The 13,403-nt window shown below is 71.1% G+C and carries 16 protein-coding genes; all 16 read right to left on the bottom strand.

Annotation, left to right across the window (positions count from 1 at the left end; all coding sequences use genetic code 11):
- Positions 1–4: 4 nt before the first annotated feature.
- A complete protein-coding gene (locus tag ACSMTC_RS26395; RefSeq protein ID WP_436562192.1) occupies positions 5–3,526 on the bottom strand; it encodes a phage tail tape measure protein in 3,522 nt (1,173 codons plus the stop codon).
- Positions 3,496–3,822, bottom strand: a complete 327-nt coding sequence (locus ACSMTC_RS26390) for a hypothetical protein (protein ID WP_436562191.1) — start codon at positions 3,820–3,822, stop codon at positions 3,496–3,498. Before ACSMTC_RS26390 ends, ACSMTC_RS26395 begins: the two co-directional genes overlap by 31 nt.
- Positions 3,823–3,842: 20 nt before the next feature.
- Positions 3,843–4,373 carry a hypothetical protein gene (locus tag ACSMTC_RS26385; RefSeq protein ID WP_436562190.1) on the bottom strand — a complete coding sequence of 177 codons (531 nt, stop codon included), beginning with the start codon at positions 4,371–4,373 and terminating at the stop codon, positions 3,843–3,845.
- On the bottom strand, positions 4,373–4,852 hold the full coding sequence (locus ACSMTC_RS26380; RefSeq protein ID WP_436562189.1) for a phage tail tube protein: 480 nt from the start codon (positions 4,850–4,852) through the stop codon (positions 4,373–4,375). Before ACSMTC_RS26380 ends, ACSMTC_RS26385 begins: the two co-directional genes overlap by 1 nt.
- A gap of 64 nt (positions 4,853–4,916) precedes the next feature.
- The gene (locus ACSMTC_RS26375) at positions 4,917–5,249 is read right to left on the bottom strand and encodes a hypothetical protein (RefSeq protein WP_436562188.1); all 333 of its coding nucleotides are present in this window, start codon (positions 5,247–5,249) and stop codon (positions 4,917–4,919) included.
- 15 nt (positions 5,250–5,264) lie between these two features.
- The gene (locus ACSMTC_RS26370) at positions 5,265–5,663 is read right to left on the bottom strand and encodes a hypothetical protein (protein WP_436562187.1); all 399 of its coding nucleotides are present in this window, start codon (positions 5,661–5,663) and stop codon (positions 5,265–5,267) included.
- A complete protein-coding gene (locus tag ACSMTC_RS26365; protein WP_436562186.1) occupies positions 5,660–6,043 on the bottom strand; it encodes a hypothetical protein in 384 nt (127 codons plus the stop codon). The genes ACSMTC_RS26370 and ACSMTC_RS26365 overlap by 4 nt, the downstream gene beginning before the upstream one ends.
- 2 nt (positions 6,044–6,045) lie before the next feature.
- Positions 6,046–6,456 carry a DUF6093 family protein gene (locus ACSMTC_RS26360; protein ID WP_436562185.1) on the bottom strand — a complete coding sequence of 137 codons (411 nt, stop codon included), beginning with the start codon at positions 6,454–6,456 and terminating at the stop codon, positions 6,046–6,048.
- Positions 6,453–6,812 carry a Gp19/Gp15/Gp42 family protein gene (locus tag ACSMTC_RS26355; RefSeq protein ID WP_436562184.1) on the bottom strand — a complete coding sequence of 120 codons (360 nt, stop codon included), beginning with the start codon at positions 6,810–6,812 and terminating at the stop codon, positions 6,453–6,455. Before ACSMTC_RS26355 ends, ACSMTC_RS26360 begins: the two co-directional genes overlap by 4 nt.
- A gap of 3 nt (positions 6,813–6,815) precedes the next feature.
- Positions 6,816–7,007 (bottom strand): hypothetical protein, encoded by a 192-nt coding sequence (locus ACSMTC_RS26350; protein ID WP_436562183.1) that lies wholly within the window; start codon positions 7,005–7,007, stop codon positions 6,816–6,818.
- Positions 7,008–7,015: 8 nt separating this feature from the next.
- Positions 7,016–7,972, bottom strand: a complete 957-nt coding sequence (locus tag ACSMTC_RS26345; protein ID WP_436562182.1) for an SU10 major capsid protein — start codon at positions 7,970–7,972, stop codon at positions 7,016–7,018.
- 41 nt (positions 7,973–8,013) lie between these two features.
- Positions 8,014–8,649, bottom strand: coding sequence for a hypothetical protein (locus tag ACSMTC_RS26340; RefSeq protein WP_436562181.1), 636 nt, complete (start codon positions 8,647–8,649; stop codon positions 8,014–8,016).
- 45 nt (positions 8,650–8,694) lie between these two features.
- Complete coding sequence (locus ACSMTC_RS26335; protein ID WP_436562180.1) at positions 8,695–9,681, bottom strand: VG15 protein; 987 nt, start codon at positions 9,679–9,681, stop codon at positions 8,695–8,697.
- Positions 9,682–9,690: 9 nt separating this feature from the next.
- On the bottom strand, positions 9,691–11,088 hold the full coding sequence (locus ACSMTC_RS26330; RefSeq protein ID WP_436562179.1) for a phage portal protein: 1,398 nt from the start codon (positions 11,086–11,088) through the stop codon (positions 9,691–9,693).
- Positions 11,088–12,707, bottom strand: coding sequence for a terminase (locus ACSMTC_RS26325; protein WP_436562178.1), 1,620 nt, complete (start codon positions 12,705–12,707; stop codon positions 11,088–11,090). Before ACSMTC_RS26325 ends, ACSMTC_RS26330 begins: the two co-directional genes overlap by 1 nt.
- Positions 12,688–13,125: a phage terminase small subunit gene (locus ACSMTC_RS26320; protein ID WP_436562177.1), complete on the bottom strand. Its 438-nt coding sequence runs from the start codon at positions 13,123–13,125 to the stop codon at positions 12,688–12,690. The genes ACSMTC_RS26325 and ACSMTC_RS26320 overlap by 20 nt, the downstream gene beginning before the upstream one ends.
- Between the last annotated feature and the right edge of the window lie 278 nt (positions 13,126–13,403).

The raw sequence follows: 13,403 nt of genomic DNA, 5'->3' as shown, positions 1-13,403 counted from the left end.
ACGATCACCCCCTCGTCCGGGACAGCCACCAGAGCTCTTCGGCCGTCGACCGGGCCGAGCCGCTGGGCGCCTCGTAGTAGTGCTCAATGGTTAGGCCGCGGGCCGGTGTTGGGGCGGCTTCGGCCGGGGCTGGGGCGGGGGCGGGGCCAGCGAGTGATCGGATCTGGATCAGGTCACGGCTGGCTACCGGCATGAGCTGGTAGCCGAATTGCTCGGCCACGGTGCTGAGGAGCCGGGTCGACCGGGCCCGCTTGGACGGTGAGAGCGGGATGTACGCCTCGGGGCCGGCCTCGGCCCACAGGATCGCCCGGGTAGAGATCCCGGCTTCGCGGGTGTCCAGGCCGTCCGCTGCCGCCGTGATCCCGCCGGCGGCGTACCCGGTGATCCCGCCGTTGGCGAAAGCCTCGCCCATGTGCCCGGGCGCGGACGTCGAGTAGTGAATGCGCACGGTGACCGTCCGGCCCTCGATCCCGTTGATTGCCTGCTGGATCCGGTTGGCCCCGTCGAACGCGTCGTTCGTGGGGACCGTGACCCGTACCCGGCCGTCCGGCAAACTCTCGACCTTGTAGCCGATCGCCTCCAGGTCCTGGATCGCGGCGGCCGTCGGCGCCCGGACATTGATCGATTTCCCGGGCGGGACGTCCTCCACCTTCTGCCTGATATCGCGCAGGTCGGCGATGGTCTGCAGCGCGCCCGGGTCGGTGACCTCGGTGCGCTTGCTCTCGGGGATCTGCGCGTAGGCCGCGGTGAGGGCCTCGATCTGAGTCTGGGTGAAACCCGCCTGCTGCATCGTCTTCTTGAGAGCGTCCACGTCTTGGGCCAGGGCCACGTTCCCCGCGTCGATGCTGTTCTGCTGCTTGGTGACGGCCTCGGCGTGCTTCATCGCCGCGTCGGCGGCGTCCAAGACGGCCTGCTTGACCTTGCGTCCCTTCTCGCTGGTGATGTCGAGGTGGACGCCGTTGTCCTTCACCGCGCTGGTCAGATCAGCGAGGCTGGCCTGATAGCGGATCGCGGACTGGGCCGAGTCGATGTTGGCGCCGTTGAGCATGTCGAGGGCGTCGGTGAGCTGTTTGACGGCGGTTTCCTGGTCTTTCAGGTCCTCGGTGGTGGTCTTGACCGTCCCGCCGAGTTTCTTGTTCGCGTCGGCGGCGCCGCCGGTTGCCTCCTGCTGGTTCTTGTACGCCTGCACGGCGTCCTGCAGGTCTCCGCTGGTGCCCTTCAGGGTCTTCTGCAGCTTGGCCGCGTCGGAGTTGAGGGCGGTGGTCGATCGGCCCGATTCGAATTGCGCCCGGGTGGTGACTTCCTGGTGGGTCGCGGTGTCCTGCAAAGCGCGATTGACCTGTTCCAGGGCGGTCTTGTTGCCGAGTGCGGCGTCGGTCACCATGGCCAGGCTCAGCCCGTACTTGCGTGCGGTGTCGAGCGCACCGCTCTGCTGCAGTTTCTGGGCCACCAGGGTCCGGACGTTGTCGGAGACGGCGCCGCTGTCGGCCTTGACTGCCTCGGTCAGGTCCTGCACGTCCGCCTTCGCCTTGCGGTTGGCCAGGCCGAACACGCCGAGCGCGGTGACGGCCAGGCCGATGCCGATGCCCCATGGGCCGGTGAGGATGCCGGTCGTGAAACTCGCGGCCGCGGCCAGGCGGGGCATGGTCGCGGCCAGGGCCGTCAGGCTGGTCTGGAACGCGGCGATCCTCGGGAGGATGAGCATGAACCCGGCCGCCGCGAGGCCGATCGCGCCAACGATCCCCATGGTGGCGGTGGTGGTGATCTGCAGCCACGGCGGCAGCGACGCGTAGCCGTTGACGACAGCGGTGATGAACTGGGCCATCTCCCGCAGGACTTTGTTCGCCGCGCTACCGCCCTCGATCAGCGCGACCTCCAACGAGCCTTTCAGAGCCACCAGATCGCCGGAGAGATTGTCCAACTGGATGGAGGCCATACGCTGGGCGGCGCCCTGGTCGTTCACCGCACGGGTGTACTCGTCGATGCCGACGGAGCCGAGCCCGTAGAGCACGGTGGCGGCGCGGACCGCGTCCGAGCCGAAGATCACGCCCATCGCGCTGTTGCGGGCCTCGGGGGTGAGGTTGCCAAAAGAGCGCTGCAGGCGGCCGGCGAGTTCGGACAGGCCGACGAAGTTCCCGGACGTGTCGTAGGCGGAGAAGCCGAGTTTCTGCATCATCGCTTCGGCCTCTTTGGACTGCGGGGTCAGGCGTTGCAGCATCACCTTGAGCGAGGTCCCGGCGTCCGAGCCGATCAGGGCGTGATCGGCGAACGCGGACAGGACGCCTACGGTGTCCTCCAGGGACAGTCCGGTCTGCTGGGCCACGAGGCCGCCCATGCGCAGGGACTCGCCGAGGCCGTGCACGTCGGCCGCGGACTTGTTGGCGCCGGCGGCGAGGACGTCGGCGATGTGCGAGACGTCCTTGCCCTTCAGGCCGAAGGTGTTCATCGCCTGGGCGGCGAGCTCCGCGCTCTCCGAGAGGGAAAGCTGCCCGGCCGCCGCGAGGGACAGCGCGCCCTTGAGCGCGCCGCCGGTGATGTTGGCGACAGAGACGCCCGCGCGGGCGAGTTCGCCTTCGGCGTCGGCCGCCTGGCTGGCGGAGTACGCGGTGTCCCGGCCGGCCTCCAGCGCAGCGGTGCGGAGTTGACCCATCTGCGCCGAGGTGGCGTCGGCAACCGCCTGTACCCCGGACATCGACTTCCCGAACTTCGCGGCAGTGACGGACGCCGCGAGGAACGCGGCGACCAGCGCCAGCGAGCCGGTCTTCAGCACCCCGAGGGCCTTCTCACCCGCGGTTGCGGCTGTGGTGATGGTCGAAGTACTGCTGGCCGCCGCAGTGTTGACCGACGTCGCCCAGGCGAGCGAGGCGGCACGGGCGCGGGCCAGCAGCCCGGTCTGCGCGGCCGCGGCCGCCTCCGTGGTGGAGGCGATGGCGCCGGCCGCAGCCTGCTGGGCCGTGACCACCTCGGCGATCGCCAGCCGCGAGGCCAGCGACACCCGGTCGGTGCCGGTGGCGGCCGCGGCCATCTCCGCGGTCATCGCGGTCGAGGTCTGCGCGAGCGCGAGGGACGCGGCACCGGCCTGCGTGGCGATCTGCCCCAGCGAACGGGCCGCGGCGCCTCCGACCTCGACCAGCGAGCGGCTCGTCAGGTCGGCGGCGGCAGAAAGCTGCCCGAACTCGGCCGAGCCCGACACTCCGGCCGCGCGGAACGTGGCCGGGACGTCGGCGGCGGCCTCGCTGATCCGCAGGGTGGCGGCGGCCGAGCGAGTCGCGGTCTCGGAGATGACCGCGCCGGCGGCGACAGCGGCCTGCGCGGACAGCTCGGCCGCGCGCTGCTGGGCCAGTCCCGCACGGGATGCCGCCTCGACCATGCTGGTGGAAGCCCGGTTGAACGCCGTCTGCTCGGTGGCAGCGGTCTGCTGGGCGGCGAGGGCGATGCGGCGGGTGTCCTGCTCGGCCTGCTGCGCGCCGCGCCGGTAGAGGGAGGTGTCCAGGGTCAGCCGGACGTTGACTGCACGGTCGGCCACGGTGTCGCCTCCTTCCTGCGGTGGACGCGGACGTTGGCGCCGTGGGCGTCGCCGCCGTGCTGGCGGTAGTGCTCGGCGGTGCGGCCGGCGGTGGCGCAGGCGTGGCAGAGGACGACCTCGGCCCGCCATGCCTCCTCCAGCGCGGGATCCATGGACTCGGTCAGCGGCTGGCGGCAGCCAGTGCACGTCTCGGCCTCGACCTGCAGCAGGGCCAGGGCCCATGCCCGGTCGTCGTCCAGCCACAGCGGCTCACCCGGGCCCGGCATCGGACGGCCGAGGAACAGCGATCGGGGCACTCCCCACGCGCGGGCGGCCTCTACTTCCCGGCGGTGAGGGAGGCGAGGATCGCGGAGGAGGCCAGCGAGAAAGGGACGGACGCCGCCTGGGTGTTGACCCGCCACACCGCATCGAACAGCTCGTCCTCCTGGGCGGCGGTGAGGACCTGGGCGAGCTCGGCGTACTCGGCGCCGGTCATCACGGGGTCGATGCAGCACGCGGCGATCGCCGCCGCCGGGAACGTCTCGATGTTGAACCGCTCCTCGGCGCCCGGGCGGGGCGGGTGCGCGGCCAGCAGATCCGACCAGGCGCGGGCCGGGAGCGCCCGGACGGTGAACTCGGCCTCGTTCTCGGCCATTTCCCGCTGCAGGGCCTCGATCCGCTCGGCCAGCTCCGGGCGCGGGTCGGCATCCGCGAGGGAGCCGCCGCGCCAGTCCGACGCCGCAGCCAACTGCCGCTGCAGGTCCTCGATCTGGCCATGCAGATCCCCGGCGAACGAGAGGACCACGGTGGTCTCCCGCAGCCGGGCCGCCGCAGCGATCTCCTTGATGGAACGTTTCTGCGTGGGCATCAGGCGACCGCCGCGTTCGTGGCCGGCGGCGCGGTCACCTTGAGCGCGCTCGTGAACTTCATGACCTCGTTCGCCGCCGGGGCCTTGTTCGCGCGCTCCCCGCAGGCGACCGGGTACACCTCCACCTGCTGGCCGCTGGTCCACGCTGTCGGGTATCCGATGCCGCGCCGGACCACGAGGAAACCATGGGCTCCGTACACGAGAGTGCTGTACGGCTGGTCCTCGCTCGGCGTGGTGCCGCGCTTGACGGTCAGCTCGGCGTCGAACTTGACCCGGCCGACCTCCATCGTGTCGAACGTGCTCGCCAGGGAGCCGGTGTCGACGTCGGCGGTGGTGGGGTCCATCTTGAGGCCGTCGGGCGTCAGACGAGGGGTGAGGTCCAGGCCACCGGTCAGCTCGGTGGCGGTCGGGGCGTTGATGTTGGCGATGGAGGCGACCCAGGCCACCCGGGTCATGCCATCGGAGATCAGATCGGACATGCGGCCCTCCTCGGGGCATGAAAAAAGCCCCTCGGTGGGGGCGGCTGGTGGAAGCGGGCGGGGGTCAGATGCGCAGGGCGGCAACCGTAACGGAGGCGGCCGCCGAGTAGGCGATGGCGGCGAGCCCGTCGGCGGCGCCGGCCAGGAGATCGGCGGTGAGCGGGCCGATCATCCGCTCACCGGACGCCGGGATGGTGACGGTCGGGGAAGTGACGGTCTGGCCGCGCACCGCGCCGGTCGCGGTCAGCGTCACCGTGATCGGTGATGCGCTGCCGTTCTTGACGTGCAGGAAGGTCCGGTCGCCGGACATGGCGACCTTGTCGCCGGAGGCTCCGGCGGCGGCGTAGGCGGGGGTCAGGCCGGCGAGGGCGATCACCTGGGTGGGCAAAGTAGCCATGGGGTGTCCTTGGGGTCAGGGGGTGGATCGGATCCGGTACTGCACCGGCACGTAGAACAAGGGCGGGCTGACGTCGTCGTCTCGCTGCACGAGCGGCCCGCCGAGCTCTTCCGGGCGCATCCCGGACCGCCCTGCGACGGCCAGCGGCACGGACAGGGCAGTACGGACCCGGTCGGAGACCGACAGGGCCTGCTCGGCGCTCTGCCCGACGCATGTGATCTGCATCAGCGCCTCGTAGAAGGCGAGAGGGTCGGCCAGCGATCCGGGGACGGCCCGGCCCGGGTCCGGGTAGAGCACGCAGTAGGGCGGGTCGGCGCCCGCGGGCGCCTGGCCCAGAGCTGCGGTGAGGCCGGCTGCAGCCAGGGCGGCCAGGGCGGCATCGGCGTGGGGCAGCGTCGCGGGAGAAGCGGTCACAGGAGTTCACCCCCGAGCGTCTCGGCGGCGGCGATGAACCGCGGCTCCTCGGCGGCCAGGGCCCGGCCGCCGTCGTTGTGCGGCGGGTTGTTGACGCTGCCGAACTCGATGAGGTTGCCGAGGGGCCCTTGGGGTGCTTCCTTGTCGGGGCCGATGACCGCGCCGGTCCCGCCGCCCGGCAGCGGGGCGAGGTCGTAGCCGATGCTGGAGGGGTAGAGACGTCCGTGCGTGCCTGCGGACCGCGTGGCGTTAGCCCTCCAGTCCGTTTTGATGTTCAGCGCCCCCTTGGAGACGACCGCGCGGCCCTGGGCGTCGATGGCCTGCGCGGCGGCGGCGAGCTGGGCCGCCAGCGCCTGCAGCCCGGAGGCGTCGATGCCCACGGCTACCTCCTTGCTGTGGTGTCCTGCGCGGAGATCCGCCAGGCGGTGGCGGTGGAGCCGAAGTCGATGGCGAGGACCGCGAGTTCCTGCCCGATCAGCCGCTCATCGGCTGAGGCGGTCACGGCCACCCGGTCGCCGACTCGGAGGGTGTCGCTGGGGACGGCGGAGAAGGGCAGCGCGATCTCGTAGCGGGAGACGATCACGAGGTCTTCGCCGGCCTCGGCCGTGCGCGGCATCCGCTGGGCCTTGACGCGGCATTTTCCGGTGTAGAGGATCTCGGACGGCCCCGGGGTGAGCGTGCTCGTGGCGCGATCGAGGATGCCGGGACCGGGCCGGGTGATGGTGCACTGGTCGACCATCAGGCCCTCGTGGGCTGCCCGGCCCTCCGCCAGGGCCCGGCCGGGGTCGATCACGACGCTGGCACCGGGGCGCTCGGCACGATGCTGAATGCCGAGGTCCGGACCGGCCGCAGCGTTGCCGCCTCGTGCTCGGTCAGATACAGCTCGCCGGCCGAGCGTGCCGAGTCGATGGTGTAGGAGTAGTCGTCGATCTGCTCGCTCCGCTTCCCGTCGGGGTTGCGCAGGACCCGCAGGACCATCGCCGCGCACACCGCGGTGGATGCGGCCGTTGGGCTGGTGGCGTACTGCGGGAACCGGTCGATGATGATCGCGCTGGCATCGGTCAGCAGGGCGGTTGCCTGGCGTGTCTCGGCGTCGGTGAGGTCGCGGCCGAGCCGGTCGGCCAGATCGGCGGTCGTCGCCAGAGGCACGGGTTACTCCTGGGGGATCTCGTCCGGCGGGGCGTCGGTGGTCTCGGCGATGCCCTCGGAATCGGGCAGGGCCTGCAGGCGCTTGATGACCGCGGCATCGGTCGTCTCGAACCGGCCTGCCGTGAACTGGGCCCAGATGCCCTTCTCGTCCTGCAGGGTGAGGCCGGGATACAGCGCGCTGGCGAACGTGGCCATGGTGCTCCTTAGGTGAGGTCCTTGATCAGGCCGTGGTAGCTCTCGGCCCCGTACTCGAGTCCGACCTCGCCGTACAGCTGCCACTTCTCGGACGATCCGGTCTTGGCGAGCTGTTCGGCGAACAGCAGGCCCTTGCCGGGGATCTCCAGCCACACCGGGGCGCACACCGACAGGTCGACGATGCCGATCTGGCCGGCGGGCATCCACCGGTCGAGCATCACGCCGAAGGTCCCGAAGTCGGTGACGATCGTGTCGACGGCGACGCCGCCGATGTTGCGGGTCATGGTCGGCTGGTTGAGCGGCGCCGCCGCGTACAGGTTGGACAGGGCCACCTTCTGGTCCGGGCCGGTCAGGAAGACGGTGGTGTCCTGGGTGAGCGGGGCGCCGTTGGTGAACATCGTCTTCAGGGTGCTGTCGACGATCGCCTTGGAGATCGGCCGGCCGGTGCCGCCGTTGGCGTTGACGTTGGTGGCGATCGCCGTCAGCAGTCCGCGGGTCTTGCGGGCCGTCGCGTTGGTGGCCGGCTTCTGGTAGGTGCCGGTCAGGAACGACAGCTCGATGTCGACGGCCATGGACTGGAGTTCGGCCATGATCTGCATGGTGAGCTCGTCGTCGACCGGGTTGTCGTCCAGGCCGATGTTGATGCCGGAGTACATGCCGGTGGCGGCCTGCCGGGTGTAGGACACCTCCACGGCCGACTGGTGGATCTCCACCACGTTGGAGACATTCGCGCGGGCCCGGGCGGTGCCGGTCGGCGCGGCCGCGCCTTCCAGTGCGGTGTTGTTGGCGCTGGAGGCGCGGCGGTCGACGGTCTGCCACTCGAACTCAACGGACTTGGTGCGCTTGCCGCCGGACAGGCCGCCGATCGCGGACAGGAGTGGGGTTTCGGTCGGGGTGACGGTGTACAGCTCACCGTGGTAGTTCGGCAGGTTGTAGGTCGTGCCCTGCCCTGTCACTGCGGCCACTTGGGGCTCCTCTCATTGGTGGGCGCGGCCTAGGGCCTGCCCTACTTGGTCAGCTCGCGGAGCTGGCGGGTCTTCAGCGCGATGGCGCGCCGGGTGTCGCCGGCCTGTTCGGCGTCGGCGATCTGCTGGGTGAGGGTGGGGGTTCCGCCCGGCCGGGCGCCCTGTGAGGGGTCCGGCCGCGGGGATCGCGGCCCGGCCGGGGCCGGGGCCCAGTGCGGCTTGCGCTGGAGCAGGCCGGTCAGAGCCTGCTCGATCGCGTCGGTGTCCACCGTGCCGTCCGAACCGATGAACTGGTCGGGGGTCAGCGCGTCGACCGCGTCGAGCGGGTCGGCGAACCGGCTGGCGGCCAGGGCCTCGACCTTCGCGGTGACGGCGAGCCGGGTCGCCGCGGCGGCGCGGTCCTCGGCGGCCTTGGCCCGGTCGGCGAGCTTCTCGGCCTCGCTCTTCTGGGCGTCCTCGAACGCCTGCAGGCGGGCAGCCTGGTCGCGGGCGAGCTTCTCGGCGTCCTTGGCGCGCTGCTTCCACTCGGCGAGGGCCTTCTCCCCGGCCGGGCCGAGCGGCGCATCTCCCGTGGGCGCGGCCGGGTCGCCCTGTCCCGGCGTGGCAGGTGCGGGCGGTGCCGGATCCGCCGGCGCCGGGGGCGGGGGTGTGGTGGGGTCGGTGGTGGGGTTGCTCATCAGGTCTCCCGTTGCAGGAGTCGGGACCCCGGCGTTGCGCCGAGGTCAGGTCAGGTAGCCGTAGCGCCGTAGCATCGCGATCGCCTCGGCCCGGTTTCCGGCGCGGCGGTAGATCTCCTCGGGCAGCAGCCGGTGCGAGCGGAGCCTGAACCCGGCGCCGGACGGCGGTATCAGTCCGCGGTCGATCGCGCGTTGCCGCTCGGCCCGGAAGAACGCGCCGCGCCGGGTGGTGGCGTCGTAGGTCGAGCGCAGGCGCTGCCCGTATGCCTCGGCGGTGTACATCGAGCGGCGGGCGTTGACCACCGAGGTGATGTCGGCGCCGTCCCGGATCGCCTGGGCGCTCGCGGCCGTGAAGATCCGGTCCTGCTCGGCGCGGGAGAGGCTGTGGAAGTAGTCGCGCGGGTCCATCGCCGCGTGGCCGCGCCGGTAGCGGGTGACGGGCAGGTGCACACAGTCGCAGTGCGGGTGCCGCTGGAACCCGGCGTTGAACGCGTACTCCGTCCCGGCCAGCACCGCGCACCGGGCGCACGAGGGCGGGTTGAGCACGCGCACGTAGCCGGTTGTCGCGCGGTTGCCGGCGATGCTCACCCCGGTGGCTTCCCGGCCGGCGTCGGCGACCTCGGTCGCGACCTGTCGCACAAGGGTGGCCAGGCCGCCGGTCAGCGCCTCGGGCGCGGCTTGCCCGGCCGAGAGCCGCCAGCGGGTCTCGATCCACGGCTCGTACAGCAGGGAGATCAGCGCGCGCCCGTCGGCGGCCTGCCCCGCGAAGCGGTCGACGGCCAGGCGCCCGCCCGGCTCGCTCATCGCCCCGTCCGCCGCGACGACGGCGGCCACGTAGGCGTCCGCGGGGGTGGCGGCCTGCCGCTGGCCGCCGGCCAGGACCTGTTGCAGGGCCTGGCCGGCGGCGTTCCACGAGTCATCCAGTGCCGCGGGGTCGACCTGCTGCCACAGCAGCTGCGCGGCGGCGGCGGTGCGGCGCACGGTGAGCTGCTGCTGGCGGTAGTACGCCGTCCCAAGGCTCTGCGCGCTCACCTCCACCGGTCAGCCCCCGACCGGGACGGGCTCGGGCACGGCCGGTTTGGGGCCGAGGAGCGCGGCGAGATCGCCGCCCATCACCCGGTCGGCTGCGGAGGCGTCCATCTGCCGCATCCGCTCCCGCTGCACTGCGGTGTAGCCGAGGTCCTCGCGGGCCTGCTCGGTCGGCAGAATCCCGGCCGAGTGGAGTTTGACCACCGCGTCCGCCTTCTGCGCGAACGTCGGCGTGGACGGGTCCCTCCACAGGGTCTCCAGCGATGCCGCCCGCGGATCCCACACGCCGTCACGGATCCTCAGGGCAAGGCGCATCCCTGCCTCATACCCGCCGCTGCTGGAGCGCTGCCGCCGCTCGGCCCGCTTCACCAGCCGGGTCTCCGAGGAGCGGATCGCATCCGCCGACGGCGGGTTGTCGGTCGACAGGCCCAGGAAGTGCGGCGGCAGGGCGCCCATCGACGCCAGCAACCGGGCCAGCAACTCCACCGTGGAGTGGAAGTTGGCGAGTTGGGCCTCGGGGAACTGGATGACGTCCACGCCGTCGTCCTTGCGGGTCTTGGCAGTCGCCCAGATCCGGCCGGCGATCCTCGACCAGACGGAGACCGGCTTGCCGTTCTCGTCCTGGAAATCCTCCTCGCCGAACCCGAACGCGACCCGGCGCGGCATCGCGTGGTACTCCGCGCTCACCATCATGTCGGTTGCGATCTTGCACACCGCGTCTGCGATCGGGATCAGGTCCGCCAGCTCGGTCCTTCCACCCGGGACCAGGATCCGCGGCCGGTTGACGATCGGCGCAACCGGCACAAGACCGAGGCCGTGCTCATCTCGGGCGGTCTCCGTCCACCCGGACGGACTGGACTGCTCGTACCAGCGGGTCTCGTTCGGCAAGTACAGCGTCGCATGCTGATCCCTCACCGCGCCGGTCAACAGATCTGTCTCGTGCCAGCGCTTCAACGCCGCCCGCACCCGGCGAGTGCGCGGGTCCCAGTCCGCGCGCACCTGCAACGGCGACTCCACCGTGATCAGGGGATGCTCCGGATCCTCCTCGTTCGTCCCCACGATCAGGAACGACCGGCGCATGATCAGCGCATCCAAGTTGGCCTGCTGGCTGGCCTCATCCAGTCCGTTCGCCTGCCAGATCCCCCACAGATCAGCGTCCGCATCCTCATCCCGGGAGTACCGGAACCCCTCGACGTCGAGCCGCTCCTCCAGCGAATCGACCGCCAGCCGCGGCCAGTTGATGACCACCTGCTGCAGCTGGTCGCCCAACTCCTCCAGCAGAGCCGGGTGCAGGTACTTCAGGGGCTGCTCGCCGTCGTAGTAGCGGTTCAGCTCCCGCAGTCCCGGGATTTCCGCCTCGTGCGCCCGCGCGAGGTACCCGAGCCACTCCTCCGGAGTGCGGTCGATCATCAGCGCATCACCACCATCCGGCTTGGCTTCCTGGGCTTGTTGAGTCCTGCGGCAATCGCGTCCCGGCGGGCTTCCCAGGACAGGCATCCGGCCATCGCGGCGTCGATCTTGCGGGGTGAGTCGTGGCGGTCTTTCTGGATCGTCCACATCGGCTTGCCCTCGTCGTCCCGCACCCGGGCGTCCCGCTTCACGGCGTTGGCGATGTGCCGGGTGAACAGGGGGTCACCGTCGTGGGAGAGAGACCCGTCGGTCATCGCCGTGCGGTAGGCGCGCAGGGCGAACGCCATCGGCCGGGGCCGGTGAGTCCACCACTCGGTGACGACCTTCTCGCCCCACCGGCCTGCCCACGCGGCCACGGTGTTCTCCCAGTACGGCGGATCGGCGTACACGCGGGCCACCCGCCATTGATCAAAGGCGGCCTCCAGCGCTGCGTTCACCTCGGCGGCAGGGACTTCCCAGTCCTCCGCCTCGTCCTCGCGGACGGGGGCCTCCCACGCGCCGAGCACCCACTGATGCCCCGTATCCACATGGGTGCCGATCAGCGCGGTCGCGTCCCGCCACCGGGCCCCGTCGAAGCCGACTGTGATCAACTCGCGGGCCGGAGCGACGAATCCGCTCTTGGCGAGCTCGGCCCACCGGCCGGCGTCGAACGCCTTCGCCGAGGCCGTCCCGGGCTGGTTGAGGAAGTACCGGCGGGCGTCCGCTGGGTCGGTGTCCGGCTCGCGCATGTCTGCTGCGATGCGCTCCAGGTCCATCCACCCGGCCGCATCTCCGTAGACGTACTCCAGCGCGGGCATCAGCTGGGCGTCGTCCATCAGGTCCTCGACGTGCGGGCCCTGCCGGTGGTCGAACAACAGGCCACCGTCACGCACCCGGCTGGCCTTGACCGCCTCCGCGTACTCGTGCGTCGCCTCCGCCACCGAGTTCTCCCCGACCGCGTACATGGTCGACGTCTCCAGCGACCACGGCTCTGCGGCACGGCGCTTCACCAGGTTCCGGCGCACGGTCTTGTGCATCGACCGCAGCTCGGGCAGCACGTACAGGTGCGTCTCGTCGAAGACCGCGAAGGTCTCCTTGCCACCGTCCTTCGCTGCCCCGGACGACGTCGAGGGGACGATCTCACCGCCGCCCTCGATGAAGATCCGGCTGGACGTCTGCGCGTTACGCCCGAGGTCGATGCCGGGGAACTCGTCCCCGAAGTGCTCGACCAGGTGCTCAAGCATCGCCGTGACGTTGTCGTAGGTGTTCCCAGCCTGGCCCTCCTCGGTGGCCATGCAGCGGATGAACGGGTACACCTGCTCACGGCCCACCGGCTCGCCCTGGGCATCGAAGCCGTCGAACCGGCACGGCCCGAGCGCCTCGAAACACACCAGCGCGCCAGCGAGTTCGGACTTCGCACGGCCCTTCGGGCGGGACAGGAAGGCTCGGTTCACTTTCCGGCGGCCGGTCACCGAGTCGAGTTCGTAGGCGCGGACGATGAAGGCGGCCATCTCGTCGTCGATGACCAGCGGTTCGCCCTGGACGTCGCCCGGCCCGTGGCACAGGTAGGTCTCGATCCAGTCGATCGCGGTGAACCCGAGCGAGACGAACGCCTTCGGCTCAGCCTTCCGCCTGGCCATCGACAACCTTCAACACCCGGTCCCGCCGGGACGACGCTGCCCGGGTCCGCACGGCCGGCCGACGCTCGGCAGCGTCCTCGGCCTCGGCCACCGTCCACCGCAGCCGGGCCCGGTCCGCCGCGGTCGCGCCGAGCGCAGCCTCATTCAACCGGATCTCCGACAGCAGTTCCTTCTTCGGCTCCTGCCAGTACTGCTCGACCAGCTGAGCCAGCATGTGCAGCCGCTGCCAGTCCGTAGCCAGGAAGGTGGCGGCCTGCGGCGACGAACGCCACGTCTCGTACCACGCCAGCGTCCGGCTGTCGTAGTCGTGACCGCCCGGCAAAACGGGCGTCGGACCCTCAGGTCCATCAGCGGGAAGAACCGCACCAGTCACCGGGTCTGCATTGCGTCGGCGCCGCTGGGACGGGTCCTTCGGCACCGGTCCGAGTCCAGCCACGTGATCACCTCCAACGTGCCGTTGCAGCACATCGACGCGCCCGGCCGTCGCGACCAAGCCAAGTCACGTTGAGTTACCAAAAGGCTTGTCGGGGAATCCCCAGACCCGTACACGGCGCGAGTTACCTCCCCCGCGGGTCCCTAACGGGGCCGCCGAAGGGGTCACCCCCCTGGGGTACGGTCACCCTCTGTAGCAGTCGACCAGGTCCAAACGCCCTCTCGGGTTCGCTCGGCCTCGCCAGCGGCCAGTACCCGCAGCCC

This window comes from Kitasatospora sp. HPM-01-4 (assembly GCF_051374625.1).
GTDB lineage: Bacteria > Actinomycetota > Actinomycetes > Streptomycetales > Streptomycetaceae > Kitasatospora.
The sequence above is the reverse complement of the archived record's forward strand: the minus strand, read 5'-3'. Positions and strand labels throughout refer to the sequence as shown.